We start from the raw sequence: 21562 nt of genomic DNA on the forward strand, positions 1-21562 counted from the left end.
AGCCTTGACCCACCGGAACACCCATGGCCGCCGCCACCGCCCTGACGCCGAACGAAGATGCCAACAGCCCGACCCGCCGAACGGTGAGCCGCGAGGATCTGCTGGCTGCCGCGCTGAAGCTGATCGGGCCGCACCGCAGCCTGTCCACGCTGAGCCTGCGTGAGGTGGCCCGCGAGGCGGGCATCGCGCCGAACAGCTTCTATCGGCAGTTCCGCGACATGGACGAACTGGCCGTGGCCCTGATCGACGTGGCCGGCCGCTCGCTGCGCACCATCATCGGCGAAGCCCGCCAGCGCGCCACCTCCAGCGCCACCAGCGTGGTACGCGTGTCGGTGGAGACCTTCATGGAGCAGCTGCGTGCCGACGACAAGCTGCTGCACGTGCTGCTGCGCGAAGGCGCGGTCGGCTCGGACGATTTCAAGCACGCGGTCGAACGCGAGCTGCACTATTTCGAGGAAGAGCTGCAGCACGACCTGGTGCGCCTGGCCGCCCTCGATGGCGCGGTCCTGCACAAGCCGGAACTGGTCTCGATGGCAATCACGCGCCTGGTGTTCGCGATGGGCGCGTCGGCCATGGACCAACCTCCGGAGAACGACCCGGAACTGGTCGAGCAGATCTCCACGATGATCCGCATGATCATCGTCGGCGCCCGCACCCCCGCCGCCTTCCGCCGCGGCTGACAAAACGCGAAGCGTGCATCGCGGCACATGACCACCGGCAGGGTCGCGGCTTCGATATGTAATGTTATAACACTTGCATGATCTGCCCGGACACTTGGCGCGCCCAGAATTGCTGCGGCTTCGTTATATAGCACTTGCTATATCTATGAGCCACTGCTTTCATATGCCCCAGCCAGGTCGCCCTCGCCGCCTTTCCTCCCCCAAGGACGACACCCTCATGCACGTTGCCGCCCCGCTCTTCCATCGGCTGCCTCTGGCCGCCGCCATCGCCCTGGTCCTGCCGCTGCCTGCGCTGGCTGCCTCGCCGAAGCCGACCGAACTGGACCGCGTGCAGGTCAAGGTCAGTACCGCCACCCGCAGCGAACGCCTGCTGTCGGACGTGCCGATCCGCACCGAGGTCCTGCGCAAAGAGGACATCGCACTGCGTGCGGCCACCGACTTCTCGCGCGCCGCCGAACTGATCAACGGCCTGCGCGTGGAGAGCAACTGCCAGAACTGCAACACCAGCGAAGTACAGCTGCTGGGCCTGCCCGGCGCCTACAACCAGCTGCTGTTCGATGGCATTCCGCTGCTGTCCACACTCGGCAGCGTGTACGGGCTGGAACAGATTCCGGCCGGCTTCGTCGACCGCATCGAAGTGGTCAAGGGCGGTGGCTCGGCGCTGTACGGCCCGGGCGCGGTGGCCGGGGTGATCAACCTGATCCCGCCGCTGCCGGCACGCAGCGGCGGCCACGTGCAGGCCGGCGTGGACGTATTGAAGGGCACGCCGCAGAAGAACGCCGACGTGCGCCTGGACCTGGTCGCCAAGGACGCCGATGCCGGGCTGTCGGTGATTGCACAGCGCAACTGGAACAGCGGCATCGACTACAACGGCGACGGCTATACCGAGATCACCCGCAAGAACCTCAAGGTCGGCGGGCTGCAGGCCTGGTACTCACCCACGCCGGGCACGCGGCTGCGCCTGGACCTGCAGGTAACTGATGAAACCCGCCGCGGCGGCAACCGCCTGGACCAGCCCGAGTACCTGGCCAACATCGCCGAATCGCTGGATACGAAGTATCGCCGTGGCAGCATTTCCTGGGACCAGGAAATCAACGCCGACGTCGATTTCCGTTTGGCCTATGCGTTCGCCGACATTGATCGCGACAGCTTCTATGGCGGCCTCGGCGACGTGGTCACCGATCCATCGGCGCCGGGCTATGACCCGTCGCAGCTGGACCCGAACGTGGCCGGCAGTGCCGCCTCGCGTTCGTGGCGCCAGTACGGCCGCACCCACAACCCGCTGCACTACATCGACAGCCAGTTGAACTGGCGACTGGGCGCGCACGCGCTGGCCTTCGGTGTGCAGTACAAGCATGAGGCGCTGCGTGACGACAACCGCGACGGCGCCGGGCAGCGCCTTGCCGTACTGGAGGATGCAACCTTCCACAACCTGGGCGCCTTCATCCAGGACGAGTGGAGCCTGCGTGACAACATCGACCTTGTACTCGGCGCGCGCGTGGACAAGAGCTCCGAACTGGACAATGCGGTGTTCTCGCCGCGCATCGCGATGGCCTGGCAGGCCACGCCGAACCTGAAATGGCGCGCCGGCATCGCCACCGGTTTCCGTGCACCGGAAATCTTCGTCGAGGACGTGCATGTGGATACCCTCGGCGGCGAACAGGTGCGCGTGCGCAACACCGACGGGCTGAAGGAAGAACGCGCATTGACCACGCTGTTCGGCTTCGACTGGCGTTCGGACCCGGCCAACCCGGTCTGGAGCTGGGATGCCACCGCCTCGTATGCGCGCATCCGCGACACCTTCGCGCTGGGCGAGATCCAGCGCGCTGATGACGGCCAGCTGAGCCAGCTGCGTTACAACGCCTCCGGCTCCAACGTGCTGGGCGCGGAAACCAATCTCGGCTGGCAACCTTCGCCGCAGTGGCGGCTGACCGCCGGCGCCTCGTGGTACCGCTCGCGCTTCCGCGAACCGCAGCGCATCTTCGACGACACCGGCGAGGGCGGCGACACCGTCATCGAGAGCCGCGATTACCTGAAGACACCGCGCTGGACCGGGCTGGCCCAGCTCAGCTGGATGCCGGCCGAGCCGTGGGAAACCTTCGTCGCGCTGCGCCATACCGGCCCGATGTCGGTGCTGAACAACCGGCTGGGCGAACTGCATCGCACCCGTGCATTCCTGGTCACCGATCTCGGTGCGCGCTGGCACCGGCATCTGGGCGCACAGGCGCAGCAGGAAGTGTCGGTGGCGGCAGGCGTCAAGAATGTGTTCGACCAGCGCCAGAAGGACCTGGAAACCGGTGCACTGCGCGACAGCGACTACGTCTACGGGCCGCGCTTTGCGCGCTCGTGGTACGTCAACCTGCGCTATGCGTTCTGACACACTGCGAACACTGTTGCTGGCCGGCGCGCTGCTGCTCCCCGCGCCGGCGATGGCGACCGACCTGCACGCGCAGGTTTCGGCCTCGTTGATGCGGCCCGAGCAGCGATCGCTGCAGCCCACGCACTGGTCTCCGCCACCGAAGCTGATTGCGCTGTACTTCGGTGCCGACTGGTGCGCGCCCTGCCACGCCTTCGTGCCGACCCTGCGCAGCGTACGTAATGCCCTGCGCGAGGCCGGCGCCAATACCGAAGTGGTGTACGTCAGCCTGGACGAAAGCGAGGCCGCGTTGCGGCGCTACATGCACGCGCAGGACATGCCGTGGCCGGTGCTCGACCCGCGCCGCGCCAGGCGGATGCCCGCGCTGCAGGCCCTGGCGGGGCTGGGCCCGCCCAATCTTGTGCTGATCGACGCCGATGGCAATGTGCTTGCCAATGGCTGGCAAGGCCGGCGCTACGAAGGACTGCAGCCGGTGTTGAAGGCATGGACGAAGCAGGCGTGCGCGCAGCAACAGGCGCGATGTCCGCCTGGATTGTAGGGTCGCGCGAACAAAAGCAGATTCCGCAAGTAGATCCACGCCCTGCGTGGATGCATTTGTAGAGTCGAGCCATGCTCGACTGATTCCATCACCGCGCCAACGGCAGCCGAGCATGGCTCGGCTCTACAGAACACCTGATTCCGCCACCACACGGACACCCGCCGGGCATGGCCCGGCGCGTCCACTACGGCGCCCCGCCCTCGGCCTTGCGCACGAACGCCTCGAACAACGCCAGCGTCTGTTCGCTGACATGGTGCTCGATGCCCTCGGCATCGCGGCGCGCGGTATCCGCGTCCACGCCCAGCGCCAGCAGGAAACGCTCCACGGTCTGATGGCGCTGGCGGCTGGCATGCGCCAGCGCCTCGCCTTCCGGGGTCAGGAACACGCCACGGTACGGCCGCTGCACCACCCAGCCGTCGCGGGCCAGGCGCCGCAGCATCTTCGCCACCGTCGGCTGGGCCACGCCCAGGCGGGTGGCGATGTCGACCTGGCGGGCCTCGCCGCCGTCGGCCAGCAGGTCCGAGATCAGCTCGACATAGTCCTCCACCAGCTCCATCCGGTGCGCCTCGCGCACTTGCCGGAAGCTCTCGACCTGGCGCTCGGCCTCGATCAAGGGGGTGCTCTTCAGCGATGTCGAATCGTCGGTCTTGCCCACGCCTGCGCCTGTCCTTCCGGTGTACTCCGGTGTTGAACCTGAATTCTGGACCAGTAACGCGATAAAGACGATTGTTTCACATTGCTAATGACTATAGCAGGAGCTATATTCGGACCCATGAACACCTTGGCGCCCCGCGACCCTTCGGCCTCCACTCCGGCCAGCCTGGGCGCGCTCAACGCGTCGGTGGCAGTGCCTGACAAGGGCCATTGGTGGTTCCGCCTGCTGGCCTTCCTCGGCCCGGGCTACATGATCTCGGTCGGCTACATGGACCCGGGCAACTGGGCCACCGACCTGGCCGGCGGTTCCCGCTTCGGCTACCTGCTGCTGTCGGTCATCCTCATATCCAACCTGATGGCGGTGATCCTGCAGGCGCTGTCGGCGCGGCTGGGCATCGCCACCGGCATGGACCTGGCCCAAGCCTGCCGCGCGCGCTACCCGAAGCCGGTGAACCTGGCGCTGTGGGCGCTGTGCGAGGCGGCGATCATCGCCTGCGACCTGGCCGAGGTCATCGGCACGGCGATCGCACTGAAGCTGCTGTTCGACCTGCCGCTGCTCTGGGGTGCGGTGATCACCGCGCTGGATACGCTGCTGGTGCTGCTGCTGATGAACCGCGGCTTCCGCGCACTGGAAGCCTTCGTGATCGCGCTGCTGATGGTGATCTTCGCCTGCTTCGTGGTGCAGATCGCAATGGCTGCGCCACCGGTGATGGCGGTACTCGGCGGCTTCATCCCGCGTGCGCAGGTGGTGACCGATCCGCATGCGCTGTATATCGCCATCGGCATCATCGGCGCCACGGTGATGCCGCACAACCTGTACCTGCATTCGTCCATCGTGCAGACCCGCGCCTACCCGCGTACCGATGAAGGGCGTCGCAGCGCGCTGCGCTGGGCGGTCACCGACAGCACCCTCGCGCTGACCCTCGCGTTGTTCATCAACGCCAGCATCCTCATCCTGGCCGCGGCGGTGTTCCACGCCAACGGCCGCTTTGATGTGGAAGACATCGAGCAGGCGCACCAGTTGCTGGCACCGATGCTGGGCGTGGGCGCGGCGGCCACCCTGTTTGCGATCGCCCTGCTGGCCTCGGGGCTGAACTCCACGGTGACCGCCACGCTGGCCGGACAGATCGTGATGGAAGGCTTCCTGCACCTGCGCCTGCCGCCGTGGCTGCGGCGCTTGATCACCCGGGCGCTTGCGATCATTCCGGTGGTTGTGGTGATCGTGCTGTTCGGCGACCAGGGCGCGGTAAAGCTGCTGGTGCTGAGCCAGGTGGTGCTGTCGATGCAGCTGCCGTTCGCGATCATTCCGCTGGTGCGGATCGTGACCGACAAGATGACCATGGGCGCACTGGTGGCACCGCGCTGGCTGGGCAGCATCGCGTGGGTAATCGCCTTGGTGATCGTGGTGTTGAACGTGAAGCTGCTGGTGGATACCTTCGCCGGCGCATAGCCCGTTGTAGAGTCGAGCCATGCTCGACTCATCGCGCGTCGCGCGAAAGGCAGTCGAGCATGGCTCGACTCTACATAAGCCGGGATCGCGGCCTACAGATACAACGCGATGGCCGCCTCGATCTGCTGCGGCGATTGGAATCCAGGCAGGCGCTGCCGCTCGTCTCCGTCACGGAACAGCGACAACGTCGGCGTCTGCCGCAGCCCCAGTTCCCTGAAGAACGCCTCGCCCAGCACCTCCAGCTGCACCCGCAACAGGGTCGTGCCCTGCCCCGCCACACTGTTCGCCACCCGATGCAGCGACATTTCCAGCATCCGGCATCCCGGGCACTGGTCCTTGTGGAAATCCACCAGCACCCGCGGGTGTTCGGCCAGCAGCTGCTGGAACTGCTCAGGCGTGGTGGCGTCGATGATCTGCATCGATGTTGCTCCAGTAATGGGCCAGGACCGCATCGGTCCAGGCCTCGATGGCCGCGGCATGGCGCTCGCCATGCGGCATCTGTTCGATCTCCAGCGGCGGGTAGTCGCTGCGGAAGTAACGGATCAAGCGGTGCACGGCGCCGCAGTAGTACTCCTGCCCCCACTGTGTCTCGCCGGTTCCGAACACCGCCAGCTGGCGCGGCCGCTCGCCGCGCTCGGCGATGCCGGCCACCCACGCCTTCATTTCCGCAGGCGTGCGGCCGGCGTTGTCGGTCCAGCAGCCCAGCAGCACCAGGTCGGCCTCGTCGGCCGCCAAGGGCGGCGCCTGGCGCAGGTCATCCGCCTCCTGCCAGTGCACCGCGTGGCCCGCAGCGCGGCAGCGCCCGGCAATCTGCCGGCCAAGCTCGCGGGTGTTGCCGCTCAGCGAGGCCACCACCACCAGGATCCTCAGCGCCGCGCCGGGCTCAGAGGTCGTCGAAGCCGTTGTCGACGTTGGTCTTCTTGTAACTTGCATTGCGCATCTCGAAGAAGTCGGTCTTGGTCTCGGTGAAGTTGTCGGCGTAGGCCTTGATCCACGGCATCACGTTGTCGGTGGTGTCGCTGTACAGGCGCTCGATGCCGAGCATGCCGGCCATCTTGTTGGCCCGGTACTTCACGTAGCGCGTCATCTCCTCCACATCGATGCCGTCGATGCCATCCAGCACTTCCGAGGACCACTCGGTCTCCAGCTCGATGGCATGCTCGAACGCCTGGTGCACATACGCGGTCAGCTCGTTGGTCTGCAGCTCCGGGTTCTCGCCGATGATGGCGCGGATCAACTCACTGATGAACTTGGTGTGGGCCAGCTCGTCGCGGTTGATGAAGCTGATGATCTTGCCGGTACCGGTCATGCGGTTCTGCCGCACCATGTTGTAGAAGTACGCGAAACCGGAATAGAAGTTGATGCCTTCCAGGATCGAGGACTGGATCAGCGACTTCAGCAGCGTCTCGGCGGTCTTCTCGCGCATGAAGTCGTCATACGCGCCCATGATCGGCGCGTTGCGCTTGATGATGGTCGGATGGGTGCGCGCCAGCTCGAACACGCGGTTCTGGTTCGGCAGGTCGGTGATCGAGGCCAGCACATAGCTGTAGCTCTCGTTGTGGATCACCTCCTGCTGGCCGATGATCGCCGCGTTGGCATGCGCGGCCGGATCGGTGATGTACTCGGCCACGTTGTAGATGAAGCGGGTCTGCGGCGAATCCAGCGTGGCGAGCAGGCCGATGATCGAGTCGTAGGCATTCTTCTCGCGCCCGGACAGCTCGCCGTACTGGCGCGCGTCGGCCTTCATGTCGACTTCGTCGGGGATCCAGAAGTTGGTCGACAGTTCCTTGTAGGCCCGATAGAACGACGGATACGGAATGTCGTTCCAGTTCAGGATGCCGCTGGTGCGTCCGTTGATGATGCCGGTGCTGCGGTTGGGATGGCGCGGTTCGAGGATCTTGATGCGGTCGAGGGGGGTTGCCATGGTTTTCTGCCTTCGTATTGCTTACGTTGCCGTTGTAGAGCCGAGCCCACGCTCGGCTGCCTTGCGCCTGAGCCGAGCATAGGCTCGGCTCTACAGGAGTCGAAGCAATCAGCTGGAGCACCACTCGCATTCGCTGATGTCGATGTCGTTGGAGCGCACGTAGTAGGTGGTCTTCAAGCCTTCGCGCCACGCGCTCAGGTGCAGCTCCAGCAGCGTGCTGGCGCGGATCGTGCTGGGCACGTACAGGTTGAAACTGATCGACTGGTCGACGTGGCGCTGGCGGCGCGCGTTCTGGCGCACGCTGGCGAACTGGTCGACCTTGTAGGCGCCCTTCTCGTAGTACGACCAGGTCTCCAGCGACAGGCCCGGAGCGGCCACCGGCCGCCGGAAGTCCTTCTTTTCCTCGTAGTAGAACGCGCTGTAGATCGGATCGATCGATGCGGTGGAACCGGCAATCTGCGCGGTGCTCATGTTCGGCGCCACCGCCAGCAGCCAGCCGTTGCGCAGGCCATGCGTGGCGACCTCGCGGGCCAGGCTGTCCCAGGCCGCGCCACTGTAGCCACGGTCACTGAAGTAGCGGCCGTTGTGCCAGTCGCTGCCGGCAAACATCGGGTAGCTGCCCTTCTCCTTGGCCAGCTGCGCGCTGGCCTGGATGGTCAGGAAGTTGATGCGCTCGTACAGGCGGTCGGCGAGCTGTTCGGCATCCGGCGATTCCCACTGGATCGCCTGCTGCGCCAACAGGTGGTGCCAGCCGAAGGTGCCCAGGCCGATGGCGCGGTACTTGCGGTTGGTGATCGTGGCCTGCGGTACCGGCAACGCGTTGAGGTCGATCACGTTGTCGAGCATGCGCACCTGGATCGGGATCAGGCGCTCCAGCACGTCGGTGGCCAGCAGGTCATCCGGCGCACTGATCGCACGGCCGAGGTTGATCGAGGACAGGTTGCAGACCACGAAGTCACCCGCGCGGCGGGTGGTGACGATCTGGTCGCCGCTGACGATCTCCTGGATCATCCGCGTCGGGCTCATGTTCTGCAGGATCTCGGTGCACAGGTTGCTGGAATAGACCATGCCCGCGTGCTTGTTCGGGTTCTTGCGGTTGACCTCGTCCCGGTAGAACAGGAACGGGTTGCCGGTCTCCAGCTGGCTGAGCATGATCCGCTTGAACAGGTCGATCGCCTTCACCGTGCGGCGGCTGATGCGCTCATCGGCCACCAGTTCGGCATAGCGGTCGCGGAAGCTGCCTGAGCCGCGCTTCTCATCGTAGAAGTCCTGCAGGTACCAGCCCTTGGCGCTCTTCACTTCGTGCGGGTCGAACAGGTACCAGTCGGCGCGGCGCTCGACCGCTTCCATGAACAGGTCCGGCACGCACACCGAGGTGAACACATCGTGCGCGCGCAGGCGCTGGTCACCATTGTTCAGGCGAAGATCCAGGAAGGCTTCAATGTCGCGGTGCCAGATATCCAGGTACACCGCCACCGCGCCCTTGCGCTGGCCGAGCTGGTCGACCGACACGGCCGTGTTGTTGAGCTGCTTGATCCACGGCACCACGCCGCCGGAGGAATTGGGCACGCCACGGATCGGTGCGCCGCTGCTGCGCACGTAGCCCAGATAGGCGCCCACACCACCACCGTGCTTGGACACGCGCGCGATATCGGTATTGGAGTCATAGATGCCCTGCAGGCTGTCATCCACCGTGTCGATGAAGCAGCTGGACAGCTGGCCACCGACCTTGCCGGCGTTGGCCAGGGTCGGCGTGGCCACGGTCATGTACAGGTTGGACAACGCCCAGTACGCCTCGCCGACCAGCTGCATGCGCCGCTCCCGCGGCTTTTCTTCCTGCATCAGGTACAGCGCGATGGTCAGCCAGCGCTCCTGCGGCAGTTCATAGACCTCGCGGCTGCGGTCGCTGGCCAGGTAGCGCGTGGCCAGCAGGTACAGGCCGTTGTAGGCGAACAGGCGGTCGCGCTCCGGCTCGATCATCTCGCCGGCCTGCTGCAGCTCTTCCTTGGAATAGCAGCGCAGGATGTCGTTGCTGTAGATGCCACGGTCGGCCAGGCTTTCCTGCAGGCCCACGTAGGAGCCGTACTTCAGGCTGACGTCATAGAAGCGGTTGCGGCTGGCGCGCTTGTACAGGCGCCGCAGGTAGATGCGTGCGGCGAACTGCTCCCACTCCGGCGCGACCAGATCCACGCGCGATTCGGCCTCGCGGATCAGCAGGTCGACCAGATCATCGGCACTGAGGCTCGGCTTGCGCTCGACCATCGCCTGCACCACGCGGCGATAGTCGCTTACATCCAGCTGCGGAAACTCCGCGTGCACCGTATCGATGCTGCGCTGCAGGCGCTCGGCGTCGAACGGCAGGCGGCGGTTGCCGGCCTCCTTGGTGATCCAGGTCGGCACGCGCTCGCCACCGGCGCGCAAAGCGTCGCCGGCGCCGGCCAGATCGGCCGCGCGGTAGGTGTTGTCGGTCATGGTCCTGCGTCTCCAGGCTCGCACGCACAGCGGCGTCGATGCCGTGGCAGCCCTGCACGCGATACCGGCGCACGGGGCGATCGGGGTGGGATGCCAACGCACGGGATCATCAGGTCGTCGGCAAGAGCCTGCGCCTGCGGCCGGTATCCGGGCCGTGGGGGCGACCTGTGTCCGCGCGATGGCGGCCGCGTCGACACGGCAAGCCTTCAGGGGCGGGCCGCGGGACGTTTGCTGCATGTCCGGCGGCGGCGGCTGACCGGGAGTGACGGCCACAACATAGTGGGGATATTCCTAGCCGTCAACACAAGATGAGGTAATCACGACATGACGCGACGATCCGTCGCAGGATGCCGTGTTGCAGCGGCGGCGCCTTGTCGACCGCGCCCGCGTCCCCAGTTCGATACAACCTCCACTTTCCCCGGAACACCGCCCATGCGCGCTGCCCAGTACGCTTCCTTCGCCGACCCGGCCGACGTCCTTGCCGTTGCCGATGTGGCCCTGCCCGAACCCGGCCCCGGCGAGGTGCGCATCCGTACCGTGCTGGCCTCGATCCACAACCACGACCTGCTGACCGTGCGTGGCCTGTACGGCTACAAGCCGACGCTGCCGGCCATCGCTGGCAGCGAAGCCCTGGGCGTGATCGATGCCCTCGGCGAAGGCGTCGACGGCCTGCAGATCGGCCAGCGGGTGGCCGCCGCCTCGGTGCACGGCACCTGGGCCGAAGCCTTCATCGCACCGGCACGCATGGTGATTCCGATGCCGGACGCCATCGCCGACGAGATGGCCGCACAGCTGATCGCGATGCCGCTGAGCGCGCTGATGCTGCTGGAATTCCTGCACGTCGAAGCGGGCCAGTGGATCGTGCAGAACACCGCCAACGGGGCCGTCGGCAAGTCGCTGGCGATGCTGGCGCGGGCGCGCGGCGTGCACGTGGCCAACCTGGTGCGCAACGCCGACGCGGTCGCGCAGCTGCAGGCACTCGGCATCGATCACGTATTCGATACTTCGGTGGACGGCTGGAAGGATCGCGTGCGCGCAGCAACGGGCGAAGCACAGGCAGCGGCGGCGGTCGATTCCATCGGCGGCGACGCCAGCGGCGACCTGGTCGACCTGCTTGGCCACCACGGCACCCTGGTCTCGTTCGGCGTAATGAGCGGCCAGCCGATGCACATCCCCGCCGGTGGCCTGATCTACAAGGAGGCCACGGTGAAGGGCTTCTGGGGCAGCAAGGTCAGCCAGGCGATGGCGGTGGAGGACAAGCGGCGGCTGGTCGGCGAACTGCTGAAGCGCGCCATCGGCGGCGAACTGACCCTGCCGGTGGAGCGGGTCTTCGCATTGGATGACATTGCCCAGGCAGCGAAGGCCGCGGGCGGCTCGGGTCGCAACGGCAAGGTGCTGCTGCGGCCTTGATGGGCTGCCATTGCCTTCTGTAGAGCCGAGCCATGCTCGGCTGCTTTCCGGTAAGTGTGCGGAGCCGAGCGCAGGATCGGCTCTACAGCAGCGTGCGGACCAACGGTCCGCACCCACCGAGTCATTTCGTTAAGAACCTGTGATGTATAACTGAATGCGCTTTCGTCATTGGAAGGCGCAGGTAACTGCATGCGGTACTGGAAGCTCCTCCCCCGTTCGGCGTTGTCGCTTCTATGTACCGCACCACCCTGAACCTGCTTGCCGGCGCCATCGCGCTGGGCCTTTCCGCCGGGACTGCCGGCGCCGCTGAAACTGCCGACACCGGCAAGGACAGCACCACCCTCGGCGCCGTGCTGGTGACCGGCTCCAACATCAAGCGCAGCGATACCGCCGGGCCCAACCCGGTGCAGATCGTCAGCCGCGAACAGATCGAGCAGACCGGCCGCTCCACCCTCACCGACGTGCTGCGCAACCTGTCGGCCAATGCCGGCAACAGCTTCGATGAGCAGTACACCGGCAGCTTCGCCGCCGGCTCGGCCTCGATCGGCCTGCGTGGCCTGTCGCCGAAGAACACGCTGGTGCTGGTCAACGGCTACCGCGTCTCCAACTTCGGTTTCGCGCTCAACACGCAGGACACCTTCGTCGACCTCAACGCACTGCCGATCAGCGCGGTCGAACGCATCGAAGTGCTGAAGGACGGTGCCTCGGCGGTGTATGGCTCCGATGCCATCGCCGGCGTCATCAACATCATCCTGCGAAAGAACTTCCAGGGCGTGGAGGTCGGCGGCGGTTTCGGCACCGCTACCCAGGGCGGCCTCGACGAACGCAAGGCCAACCTGCTGGCTGGCTTCGGTGACCTCGAACAGCAGGGCTGGAACGTGCTGTTCGGGCTGGACCTGCTCAAGCGAGATCGCCTCGACGCCGATCAGCGCGCCTACACCCGCAGCGGCGATTTCCGCGACAAGCCCGGTGGCCGCCTGGCCGGCTGGTCCACTGCCGGCGGCAACTGGCTGTCCAGCCCACGCGCGCCGCATCCGTTCGCCAACTGCCCCGATGGCAGCCAGCTGCGTCCGTACAGCGATTTCGGCAGCACCCTGCCCGGCCAGGCCTGCGCCTTCAACGCGCAACCGTTCAAGACCCTGCAGCCCGGCGCCGAGCGCCTGCAGGCGTCGTTGAGTGCCACCTACCGCTTCAATGACAGCGTCGAAGCGTTCGCCGACGTGCTGTACAGCCACAACAAGGCCGACCAGATCTTCAGTGCGCCGCTCACCGTCGGCCCCGGCCTGCGCGCCTACAACCCGGCCACCGGTACCCTGATCGACGTGCCGGCAGCGCTGCCGGTCGGCCACCCGAACAACCCGGGCAACTCGCCGTTGCCATTCGAGTACACCTTCTTCGACCTCGGCCCGCGCCTGAAGGACAACACCCAGGTGTTCTACCGTGCACTGGCCGGCGTGCGTGGTAGTGGCGAACGCTGGGACTGGGAGGTGGCGGCGCTGACCTCGCAGAGCGCGCAGCGCGAATACGTCGACAACTTCGTCAACCGCTACGCGTTCGAGCAGATCCTGCGCGATGGCAGCTACAACTTCCTCAATCCGTCCAGCACGCCGGGCGCGCTCGATGCCCTGCGCCTGCAGACCAAGCGCCCCGGCTGGTACAAGCTGCACGCGTTGAACGTGAAGGCCTCGACCACGCTGTGGGAGCTGCCGGCCGGCGCGGTCGGCTTCGCCTGGGGCGCCGAGTTCCGCAAGGAATCACTGGACGCGCGCACCAGTGCGCAGGTGCTGTCCGGTACCGAACTGCGCCCGGCGATCAACGTGGTCAACGGCGAGCGCCAGGTCAGCGCCGCCTACGCCGAACTGAGCGTGCCACTGCATCGCACGCTGGAATTGCAGGTGGCCGGCCGTGGCGACCACTACGATGACTTCGGCAAGGCGTTCTCGCCGAAGGTGGCGCTGCGCTGGCAGCCGCTGGACAGCCTGCTGCTGCGCGGTTCGTTCTCGCGCGGCTTCCGTGCACCTTCGCTGCCGGAGATCGCGCCGGGCCAGACCGTCAGCTACGGCTCGGTGATCGATCCGCTGGATCCGCTGCAGCCCGGTGGCAGTCGTGGCGTGACCAACATCCGTACCGGCAACCCGGACCTGAAGGCCGAGCGCTCGCGCAACTTCAACGTGGGTGCGGTGTGGTCGCCGGATGGCGACACCAGCATCGGCCTGGACTGGTACCGCATCGAGCAGGACAACCTGGTCAAGCCGGACAGCGCACAGTTCATCGTCGACAACCCGACGCTGTTCCCGGGACGCGTGCAGCGTGATGCACAAGGCCGCATCCAGTTCATCACCAACCAGTACGCCAACCAGGGCGAGCTGACCACCTCGGGGCTGGACCTGGACGCCACCCGCACCTTCCGCACCGACGGCTGGGGCAACTTCACCGTGGCCGGCAGCTGGAGCCACCTGCTCAGCTTCAAGCAGCCGCTGGTGGCCGGCCAGGCCCCGTATGACGGTGCCGGCAACAACCGCCACGGCGCACTGCCGCGCACCCGCGGCACGACCTCGCTGAACTGGGCGGTGGGTGACTGGAGCAGCACGTTGAGCCTGCAGTACGTGAGCGGCTACGACCAGCGCGTGGCGACGGCGACCAGCAATCCGGGCCTGCGCGACCGCGTCAAGCCGTATCACCAATTGGATCTGTACGTGGCGTACGAAGGCATTGCCAACACCACGCTGTCACTGTCGGTGCTGAACCTGACCGACAGGGACCCGCCGTTCGATCCGGCCGGTGGCTCCAACGGCTTCGACATCAGCCAGTACAACCTGCGCGGGCAGTTCGTCTCGCTGGGGGCACGCTACCGGTTCTGATGCGGCTCTACAAGGGTGTGCGGACCAACGGTCCGCACCCACCACAGCGTTCGTGCATCAACGGCTCAGGTGCAGGAACTGCAGGTGCCGTTCGTACTGGCTGATGATGTCGTTGATGATCTGCTTGCGGCTGTAGCCGACCAGGTCGTAGTCCTGGCTGCCCTCGAACAGATGCACCTCGGCGCGGTAGTAGCGCTGGTTGCGCAGCTGCTGCGCAGCGAACGACGGCGTCAGGTAGCCACTCAGGATCACCCGGTACAGGAAGTCCTGCTGCTCGCCGTGATTCACCGTCAACTCCATGTCGCCGGCCTCGAATCGCGTGGCCACATCCCAGCCCTGCCCGCGCAACTGCTCGGCCACCGCCTCCATCGCTGGCTTCACCGTGTCGTCCATGAAGCGGTAGACCTGGTCGCGCACCGGGAAGTGCATGGCCTGGCTCAGGCGCTGGCGCCAGCCCTGGTGGTGGCGGTCGTCACCGATCAGCGGCGAGGGACGGTACTGCAGCGCGCGCTTGCGGTGCGATTCGTCACTGAAGGCGCGGGTCAGGCCCCACATCATCAGCAACAACACCGCCGAGAACGGCAGCGACGCCAGCACCACCGCCGATTTCAGCGCATCGATGCTGCCGGCCAGCAACAACCCGGCGGTCAGCACCGCGATGACCGTGCCCCAGAACACACGCAGCCAACGCGGGCCATCATCCTCCGGTGCCCCGCCATGCGAGGACAACGTGGACAGCACCACCGCGCCGGAGTCAGCCGATGTCACGAAGAAAATGAAACTGACGAACACCGTCACCGCGATCACTGCCTTGCTCCACGGGTAGCCGTCCAGCAGCGCGTACAGCACGGTGGGTGGATCATCCACCGCCAGTTGCGCCAGTTGCTGCTGGCCATGGTGCAGCACCTGGTCCAGCGCGCTGTTGCCGAAGATCGACAGCCACGCCAGGGTGAAACCGAGCGGTATCAGCAGCACGCCAAACACGAATTCGCGGATGGTGCGGCCACGCGAGATGCGGGCGATGAACAGGCCGACGAACGGCGCCCAGCCGATCCACCAGGCCCAGTAGAACACCGTCCAGCCGCCCAGCCACTCCGGGCGGCCGCCATAGGCATACACGTCGAAGCTCTTGCCAACCACGCTGCCCAGGTAGTCGCCCAGGTTCTGCATCAACGTGCTGAGCAGGTACTGCGTGGGTCCGGCACACAGCATGAACAGCACCAGCGCGATCGCCAGCAGCATGTTGATGTTGGCCATCCAGCGCACGCCCTTCTCCACGCCTGAGACGGCCACGGCCACCGCCGCGCCCATCATGCTGACGACCAGGATGATCTGCACCAGGTTGGAATGCGGGATGTTGAACAGGTGCGACAGGCCAGCGTTGAGGTGCAGCACGCCGAAGCCCATGTCGGCGCCGATGCCGAACACGGTGGCGACAATGCCCAGCGCGTCCACGGTGTAGCCGATCGGGCCATTGATGCGCTTGCCGATCAGCGGGTACAGCGCCGAACGCAGCGCCAGCGGCAGGTTGTGGCGGTAGGCGAAGTAGGCCATCGCCATCGCAGCGAGTGCGAACACGCCCCAGCCATGCAGGCCCCAGTGCAGGAACAGCAACTGCATGGCCTGGCGCGCGCCGGCCTCGCCCGCCGCCGGGTCGCCCTGCGGCGGTTGCAGGTAGTGGGTCAGCGGTTCGGATACGCAGAAGAAGAACAGGGTGATGCTGATGCCGGCGGCGAACAGCATGCCGGCCCAGGACAGATAGCTGAACTCCGGCTCGTCATGGTCGGCACCGAGCTTGATGCCACCGTACTTGGACAGCGCCACGCCGACCACGAACACCAGGTACAGGGTCATCGCCAGCAGGTAGTACCAGCCGACATTGAGTGCGGCCCAGTCCTGTGCCTTGACCAGAAGGCGGCCCGCACCGAGCGGGAACAGGCTGACAAACAGCGCGAACGCCACGACAACGATCGCCGCGAAGGCGAACACAGGCCGAAGGGTGCGCACCGGGGATTGTTGCGGCTCCAGGACTTCCATGGGGCGGCGTTCTCCGGCAGATCAAAGGATTAGCCGACCGATTCTGGCTGAACCGCAGTGGACAGAGCATGAAGTCGCGGCCGCGGGTCACGGCCTGCGCGCGCGCTTTCGTGCTATCACGCGCGCGCCGCCGTGCCTGCCCTGCATCACGACATCACATGCACCGCGCACAGCTTGTTGCCGTCCGGATCGCGCAGGTAGGCCAGGAACAACTGGCGTCCGGCCATGTTGCGGATGCCGGCCGGGTCTTCGATGGCGGTGCCGCCATGGGCCACGCCGGCGTCCTGCCAGCCGCGCACGGCCTCGGCACTGTCCAGGGTGAAGCCGATGGTGCCGCCGTTGGCATGGCACGCCGGCTCACCATCGATGGGGGCGGTGACGATGAACATCCGGCCATCCTTGAAGTACACCAGTCGACCCTTGTCGTCGAACACCCCCGGGCGCGCACCGAGGGCGGTGAACAGGGCCTCATAGAAGCGGTGCGCGACCTTCATGTCGTTCGTTCCAACAGTGATGTGGCTGAACATGCGGACACTCCTTGTGGAAAGCCGCAGTGTCGGCGAGCGCAGGGGCGCATCGCAAATCCACCCTCCTCGCGCCCTGGCTGCACAAGGTTTGTCGAGTGACGCACGATCATTCTATAATGGGAATCATTCTCATTAATGACCGATGCCGATGGCCGTGCCCGCCGCCTCCAGCACTGCGCTGGCGGGGTTCTACCGCGAACACCATGGTTGGCTGCTGGGCTGGCTGCGCCGCCGCACCCACAACGCAGACTGCGCGGCCGACCTGACCCAGGACACCTTCCTGCGCCTGCTCAGCCGTCGCGTCGATCCGTCCGAGCTGCGCCTGCCGCGTGCCTACCTCAGCACCATCGCGCACGCCCTGCTGGTCAACCACTGGCAGCGCGCCGACCTGGAGCGCGCCTATCTGGCCGCGCTGGCCGCGCAACCGGAGCCGGTGCACCCGTCTGCGGAAGAACGGACGCAGGCATTGCAGCTGCTGCATGCCATCGCCGACATGCTGTCCGGCCTGGCCGAACGACCACGGCGTGCCTTCCTTCTGGCACGGCTGTCCGGACTCGGCTATGCGGAGATCGGCCAGCAGCTGGGCGTATCGGAGCGCATGGTCAAGAAGTACATGGCGCAGGCGATGCTGCATTGCCTGCGCTTGTCCGGCGATGCCACGGCATGAGTGCCGCACTTGCCAGCCCGGCGCTGGAGCAGGCTGCGGAATGGTTCGCGCTGCGCCAGCAGGGATGGAGCGACGCCGACCAGCAGCACTGGCGGGCCTGGCTGCAGGCTGATGCCGGCCATGCCGATGCGTGGCAACGGGTCGAGTCGGTCTGGCAATCGTTCGCGCCATTGTCGGCCCCGGCGGCAGCGAAGGCGCTGGATGCCGCTGGCCGTCGCCGCCGGCAGGCACTGCGCGGCCTCGGCGGCGCGCTCGGCCTTGGCGCCTTCTCGTTGCTCGGCCTGCACGCCGTGCAGCTGCAGCGCGGCCTGCAGACGCAGCGCACGGCCGCCGGGCACACAGGCCACTGGACCCTGGCCGATGGCAGCCGGCTGTGGCTCAACGCCGACAGTGAAGTGTCGATCGACATCGGCAACGGCCGCCGCGACGTGCACCTGCTGCGCGGCGAACTGCTGCTGCAGACCGGGCATCTGCCCGCATTTGCCCATCTGCCGCTGTCGGTGCATGTGCCGGGCGTGCGCCTGCAGCCGATCGGCACCCGCTTCGCGGTCGGCCGTGAGCTGCAGGGCAGTCGCCTGGATGTGTTCGAAGGCGTGGTGCGCTGCCTGCCGCTGTTCGGCGCGGCGCAGGACGTACCCGCAGGCGAGGCGGTACGGATCGGTCCACTGGGCGGACTGTCGGCGGTCGATGCCGATCCGCTGCGTGGCGACTGGCACGACGGCCGACTGCAGGTCCAGGACGTGCCCCTGATCCGCGTCATCGACGAGCTGGCCCGCCACCATCGCGGTTACCTGGGGTGTGATCCGGCGCTCGCCGCATTGAACGTCACCGCGGTACTGCCACGCCTGGACAGCCTGCAGGCCCTGCAGCTGCTGGCCCGCGCCCTGCCGATCCGCATCGAGCAGCGCTGGCCGTGGTGGACCATCATGCGCCCGCTTTGAAACAGCGGTTCCCTTTCTGCGCCCTCACCGGGCCCTAACAGGGAACCCATTGCGGATGTCGCCGCCCCCATGAAACTACCCTGCCCCTCCCCTCGCCCGCTGGCCATCGCGCTGTGCCTGGCCCTGACCACCCCGTGCCTGTTGCCGGCCGCCGCCCATGCACAGGACACCGCCGCATCCGTGCGCTGGCAGATCCCGGCGGGTGCGCTCGACCGGGCCCTGACCGCGTTCGGCCAACAATCGGGCCTGTCCATCGCCGCCGACGCGCGCCTGACCCGTGGCCGCCACAGCAACGGCGTGCAGGCGACGCTCGGCGCCGATGCCGCACTGGCACAGCTGCTGGCCGGTACCGGCCTGACCTTCCAGCGTGATGCCAACGGCGTGGTGCTGCAGGCGGCACCCAACGCCGAGGCCGGGGTACGCCAGATCGGCACCCTGCGCGTGGCTGGCCAGGCCAGCGAAGGCGCTTCGCCGTGGGGCCTGGCCGATGCCGATGCGGTCTACCGTGACAGCGGCTCGCGCGTGCACCTGGACCGCCAGCAGCTGGAGCGCTTCCGCGGCCAGTCGATCGGCGACGTGCTGGCCGGTGCGGTCGGCGTGCATACCGCTGACGTCCGCAACGGTGGCGCGCTGGACGTCAACATCCGTGGCCTGCAGGGCCAGAACCGGGTGCCGGTGATCATCGACGGCGGCCAGCAGGCCATCGACGTGTACCGCGGCTATGCCGGTGTGCAGCAGCGCAGCTACCTCGATCCGGACCTGATCAGCGCGATCAGCATCGAGAAGGGACCGAGCCTGGCCGCCAATGCCGCGAGCGCGATCGGCGGCGTGGTCTACATGGAAACGCTGAACGTCGATGACATCCTCGACGACGGCCAGGCCTGGGGACTGCGCGTGCGCGGCGGCGTGGCCGACAACAGCATCGACCGCACGCGCGTGTTCAAGCAGGTGGCGCGTGGCAGCGACAACCGCAACAGCCTGCGCGACCCGCGTGACTGGAACGGCAGCCTGGCCTTCGCCCAGCGCGGCGAAGACTGGCAGCTGGTGGCCGCCTATGCACGTCGCCGCCAGGGCAACTACTTTGCCGGCAGCAACGGCGCGCACCGCTACGACGACCAGCACCTGTCCAGCGGCGGCACCGGCATGTCCAGCCAGGCGGTGTCCAAGCTCTTCCATCCGGGCGATGAGGTACTCAACACGCATACCGACAACGAATCGGCGCTGCTGAAGTTCACCTGGACACCCGACCCCGACCAGCGCCTGGAGCTGAGCCACCGCTTCTTCAACTCCAGCTTCGGCGAAATCATGCCGTCGGCGATCGGCCGCGTGGGCGAGTCCAACGAATGGGTGACCTACGTGGACAAGGCCAACACCATGTTCCAGTTCGAGCCCGGGAAAATGCGGGTCAACGCCACCTCGCTGCGCCACCGCTACCGGCCCGAGGCACACCCGTGGCTGGACCTGAGCAGCACCCTGTGGTTCACCACCGCCACCAGCCGCATGTTCAACAGCAACATCGCCAACACGCCGCTGTTCAAGAACTATCCTGGCGACGCGATGCCCGACACGCTGGGCGAGACCTACGGCCCGGGCCTGCAGTCGGACGTGAAGACCCAGCGCTGGGGCCTGGACAGCAGCAACACCACCCGCTTCAGCAACGATCTGGGTGAGTGGACGCTGCGCTACGGTGCCGCCTTCCAGCATGAGGACACCGCGCCGAATTCACCGGTGCTGCCGGTGGACTACAACAACAACCGCTACCTGCGCTCGGGCACGCGCCGCGAAGCCAGCGTCGTCGCCTCGCTGCAGTGGCAGCCGTGGGACTGGCTGTCGCTGACCGCGGGCGGGCGCTTCATCGACTACCGCACCCGTGACCGCAACCGCGTGGCCTTCGTCAGCGAATCGCGCGACCTGCGCTACACCTTCGCCCGCCTGAGCAAGGGCGGCCAGCTGCTGCCGGGCTGGTACAAGGAGTGGTACCCGGACGCACAGGGCAACTACACGTATGACTCGCTGCGCGCCACGCCGTATGGCGACAGCACGCTGGGCCAGGCCTACGACTTCGATGGCTTCATTCCCGATCCGCGCGGTGCCAACGGCTTCTACACCAAGCAGATTCCCACCGCGTGGGGGTACAAGCCGGCGATCCGGCGCTCCGGCCATGGCTTCGCGCCGTATGCCGAGGCCCGCTTCAACCTCGATGCGGACATGTTCTTCTACGTGAAGTACGCGCAGGGCTGGAAGATGCCCAGCCTGTTCGAATCGACGCTGGGCAACAGCACCTCGGCGCCGGTGGCCGACCTGAAGCCGGAGAAGAACCGTTCCTGGGACATCGGCTTCAGCCTGCTCAAGCAGGACCTCTGGCGCGATGGCGACCGCCTGGCGTTCAAGGTGGCCTGGTTCAAGAACGATATCGACAACGCGATCACCCGCCGCTTCGATTCCAGCACCTGGGCGTTCTACGTCGACAACGTCGACAACTACACGGTGTCCGGCTACGAGCTGCAATCGGGCTATGACGCTGGCATTGCCTACCTGGACCTGTCGGCCAGCTACTACCAGCGCGCGCGCACCTGCGATGCGGCCACCGCCAAGCGCCTGCGCGAAGACCCGTATGCCAAGTGGAGCAAGCTGGATACCACGCCGGACTGCGTGGACGGCGGCTTCGGCACTTCGTTCGTCAACGCGCAGAACCCGCCGAAGTACTCGATCCACAGCACGCTGGGCTTCCGCCTGTTCGACCGCCGCCTGGATACCGGCATCCGCCGCACCTACAACAGTGGCCCCACCCACGAACTGGACAAGCCCTGGAACACCACCGGCTCGACCGGCCTGCAGAACATCTACCTGCCCACCGCGATCTATGACTTCTACGCGCGCTGGCAGTTCACCCCGAAAGCCGAGGTGGAACTGGTGGTCAGCAACCTGCGCAACACCTACTACATGGACACGCTGGCGATGAGCCTGATGCCAGGCCCGGGCCGCACCACGCGGCTGAACTTCACCGCACGCTTCTAAGCCCTG

General features: G+C 66.6%; 16 protein-coding genes. 9 read left to right on the forward strand and 7 right to left on the reverse strand.

The window, feature by feature from the left end:
- The first annotated feature begins 23 nt into the window (after window positions 1-23).
- The 3 genes from fabR (at window position 24) to N440_RS09525 (ending at window position 3595) form a co-directional block, all read left to right on the forward strand.
- Window positions 24-680 carry an HTH-type transcriptional repressor FabR gene (fabR, locus tag N440_RS09515; protein ID WP_008267228.1) on the forward strand — a complete coding sequence of 219 codons (657 nt, stop codon included), beginning with the start codon at window positions 24-26 and terminating at the stop codon, window positions 678-680.
- A 217-nt stretch (window positions 681-897) separates the two neighbouring features.
- Entirely contained in the window at window positions 898-3057 is a 2160-nt protein-coding gene (locus N440_RS09520; RefSeq protein WP_133934898.1) for a TonB-dependent receptor, read from the forward strand.
- Entirely contained in the window at window positions 3047-3595 is a 549-nt protein-coding gene (locus N440_RS09525; protein ID WP_133934899.1) for a thioredoxin-like domain-containing protein, read from the forward strand. The genes N440_RS09520 and N440_RS09525 overlap by 11 nt, the downstream gene beginning before the upstream one ends.
- A gap of 184 nt (window positions 3596-3779) precedes the next feature.
- On the opposite strand, the gene mntR is transcribed toward N440_RS09525, so the two are convergent.
- Complete coding sequence (gene mntR / locus N440_RS09530) at window positions 3780-4250, reverse strand: manganese-binding transcriptional regulator MntR (RefSeq protein WP_005413716.1); 471 nt, start codon at window positions 4248-4250, stop codon at window positions 3780-3782.
- A gap of 117 nt (window positions 4251-4367) precedes the next feature.
- Between mntR and N440_RS09535 the strand changes: the two genes are divergently transcribed.
- Complete coding sequence (locus N440_RS09535; RefSeq protein WP_133934900.1) at window positions 4368-5699, forward strand: Nramp family divalent metal transporter; 1332 nt, start codon at window positions 4368-4370, stop codon at window positions 5697-5699.
- A gap of 92 nt (window positions 5700-5791) precedes the next feature.
- Here N440_RS09535 and N440_RS09540 read toward each other — a convergent pair whose 3' ends face one another.
- The 4 genes from N440_RS09540 to N440_RS09555 all read right to left on the reverse strand — a co-directional run bounded on the left by N440_RS09540 (window position 5792) and on the right by N440_RS09555 (window position 10095).
- Window positions 5792-6118: a thioredoxin family protein gene (locus N440_RS09540; protein WP_006450185.1), complete on the reverse strand. Its 327-nt coding sequence runs from the start codon at window positions 6116-6118 to the stop codon at window positions 5792-5794.
- Complete coding sequence (locus N440_RS09545; protein ID WP_133934901.1) at window positions 6090-6557, reverse strand: flavodoxin; 468 nt, start codon at window positions 6555-6557, stop codon at window positions 6090-6092. The genes N440_RS09540 and N440_RS09545 overlap by 29 nt, the downstream gene beginning before the upstream one ends.
- Window positions 6558-6582: 25 nt before the next feature.
- Window positions 6583-7623 (reverse strand): ribonucleotide-diphosphate reductase subunit beta, encoded by a 1041-nt coding sequence (locus N440_RS09550; protein WP_049457400.1) that lies wholly within the window; start codon window positions 7621-7623, stop codon window positions 6583-6585.
- Between the two features lie 108 nt (window positions 7624-7731).
- Window positions 7732-10095 (reverse strand): ribonucleoside-diphosphate reductase subunit alpha, encoded by a 2364-nt coding sequence (locus tag N440_RS09555; RefSeq protein WP_133934902.1) that lies wholly within the window; start codon window positions 10093-10095, stop codon window positions 7732-7734.
- Window positions 10096-10527: 432 nt separating this feature from the next.
- On the opposite strand from N440_RS09555, the gene N440_RS09560 reads away from it, so the two are divergent.
- Both N440_RS09560 and N440_RS09565 read left to right on the forward strand, forming a co-directional pair.
- A complete protein-coding gene (locus tag N440_RS09560; RefSeq protein WP_133934903.1) occupies window positions 10528-11505 on the forward strand; it encodes a zinc-binding dehydrogenase in 978 nt (325 codons plus the stop codon).
- 233 nt (window positions 11506-11738) lie between these two features.
- The gene (locus N440_RS09565) at window positions 11739-14366 is read left to right on the forward strand and encodes a TonB-dependent receptor (RefSeq protein WP_133934904.1); all 2628 of its coding nucleotides are present in this window, start codon (window positions 11739-11741) and stop codon (window positions 14364-14366) included.
- A 57-nt stretch (window positions 14367-14423) separates the two neighbouring features.
- Here N440_RS09565 and betT read toward each other — a convergent pair whose 3' ends face one another.
- Together betT and N440_RS09575 are read right to left on the reverse strand one after the other, a co-directional pair.
- Window positions 14424-16403 (reverse strand): choline BCCT transporter BetT, encoded by a 1980-nt coding sequence (betT, locus tag N440_RS09570; protein ID WP_049400600.1) that lies wholly within the window; start codon window positions 16401-16403, stop codon window positions 14424-14426.
- Window positions 16404-16549: 146 nt separating this feature from the next.
- Window positions 16550-16930, reverse strand: coding sequence for a VOC family protein (locus N440_RS09575; protein ID WP_008267426.1), 381 nt, complete (start codon window positions 16928-16930; stop codon window positions 16550-16552).
- 148 nt (window positions 16931-17078) lie between these two features.
- On the opposite strand from N440_RS09575, the gene N440_RS09580 reads away from it, so the two are divergent.
- The 3 genes from N440_RS09580 (at window position 17079) to N440_RS09590 (ending at window position 21556) form a co-directional block, all read left to right on the forward strand.
- Window positions 17079-17597: a sigma-70 family RNA polymerase sigma factor gene (locus N440_RS09580; protein WP_101765637.1), complete on the forward strand. Its 519-nt coding sequence runs from the start codon at window positions 17079-17081 to the stop codon at window positions 17595-17597.
- A complete protein-coding gene (locus N440_RS09585; RefSeq protein WP_133934905.1) occupies window positions 17594-18538 on the forward strand; it encodes a FecR domain-containing protein in 945 nt (314 codons plus the stop codon). The genes N440_RS09580 and N440_RS09585 overlap by 4 nt, the downstream gene beginning before the upstream one ends.
- 69 nt (window positions 18539-18607) lie before the next feature.
- Window positions 18608-21556 (forward strand): TonB-dependent receptor, encoded by a 2949-nt coding sequence (locus N440_RS09590; protein WP_133934906.1) that lies wholly within the window; start codon window positions 18608-18610, stop codon window positions 21554-21556.
- Window positions 21557-21562 lie beyond the last annotated feature (6 nt).

This window comes from Stenotrophomonas sp. CC22-02, from assembly GCF_004365115.1.
Lineage (GTDB): Bacteria > Pseudomonadota > Gammaproteobacteria > Xanthomonadales > Xanthomonadaceae > Stenotrophomonas > Stenotrophomonas forensis.

Excerpts from the sequence above, each read along its gene's own strand:
- fabR (WP_008267228.1), top strand. The coding sequence starts at position 24 with ATGGCCGCCGCCACCGCCCTGACGCCGAACGAAGATGCCAACAGCCCG.
- N440_RS09520 (WP_133934898.1), top strand. The coding sequence starts at position 898 with ATGCACGTTGCCGCCCCGCTCTTCCATCGGCTGCCTCTGGCCGCCGCC.
- N440_RS09525 (WP_133934899.1), top strand. The coding sequence starts at position 3,047 with ATGCGTTCTGACACACTGCGAACACTGTTGCTGGCCGGCGCGCTGCTG.
- N440_RS09535 (WP_133934900.1), top strand. The coding sequence starts at position 4,368 with ATGAACACCTTGGCGCCCCGCGACCCTTCGGCCTCCACTCCGGCCAGC.
- N440_RS09540 (WP_006450185.1), bottom strand. The coding sequence starts at position 6,118 with ATGCAGATCATCGACGCCACCACGCCTGAGCAGTTCCAGCAGCTGCTG.
- N440_RS09550 (WP_049457400.1), bottom strand. The coding sequence starts at position 7,623 with ATGGCAACCCCCCTCGACCGCATCAAGATCCTCGAACCGCGCCATCCC.
- N440_RS09555 (WP_133934902.1), bottom strand. The coding sequence starts at position 10,095 with ATGACCGACAACACCTACCGCGCGGCCGATCTGGCCGGCGCCGGCGAC.
- N440_RS09560 (WP_133934903.1), top strand. The coding sequence starts at position 10,528 with ATGCGCGCTGCCCAGTACGCTTCCTTCGCCGACCCGGCCGACGTCCTT.
- N440_RS09565 (WP_133934904.1), top strand. The coding sequence starts at position 11,739 with ATGTACCGCACCACCCTGAACCTGCTTGCCGGCGCCATCGCGCTGGGC.
- betT (WP_049400600.1), bottom strand. The coding sequence starts at position 16,403 with ATGGAAGTCCTGGAGCCGCAACAATCCCCGGTGCGCACCCTTCGGCCT.
- N440_RS09575 (WP_008267426.1), bottom strand. The coding sequence starts at position 16,930 with ATGTTCAGCCACATCACTGTTGGAACGAACGACATGAAGGTCGCGCAC.
- N440_RS09580 (WP_101765637.1), top strand. The coding sequence starts at position 17,079 with ATGGCCGTGCCCGCCGCCTCCAGCACTGCGCTGGCGGGGTTCTACCGC.
- N440_RS09585 (WP_133934905.1), top strand. The coding sequence starts at position 17,594 with ATGAGTGCCGCACTTGCCAGCCCGGCGCTGGAGCAGGCTGCGGAATGG.
- N440_RS09590 (WP_133934906.1), top strand. The coding sequence starts at position 18,608 with ATGAAACTACCCTGCCCCTCCCCTCGCCCGCTGGCCATCGCGCTGTGC.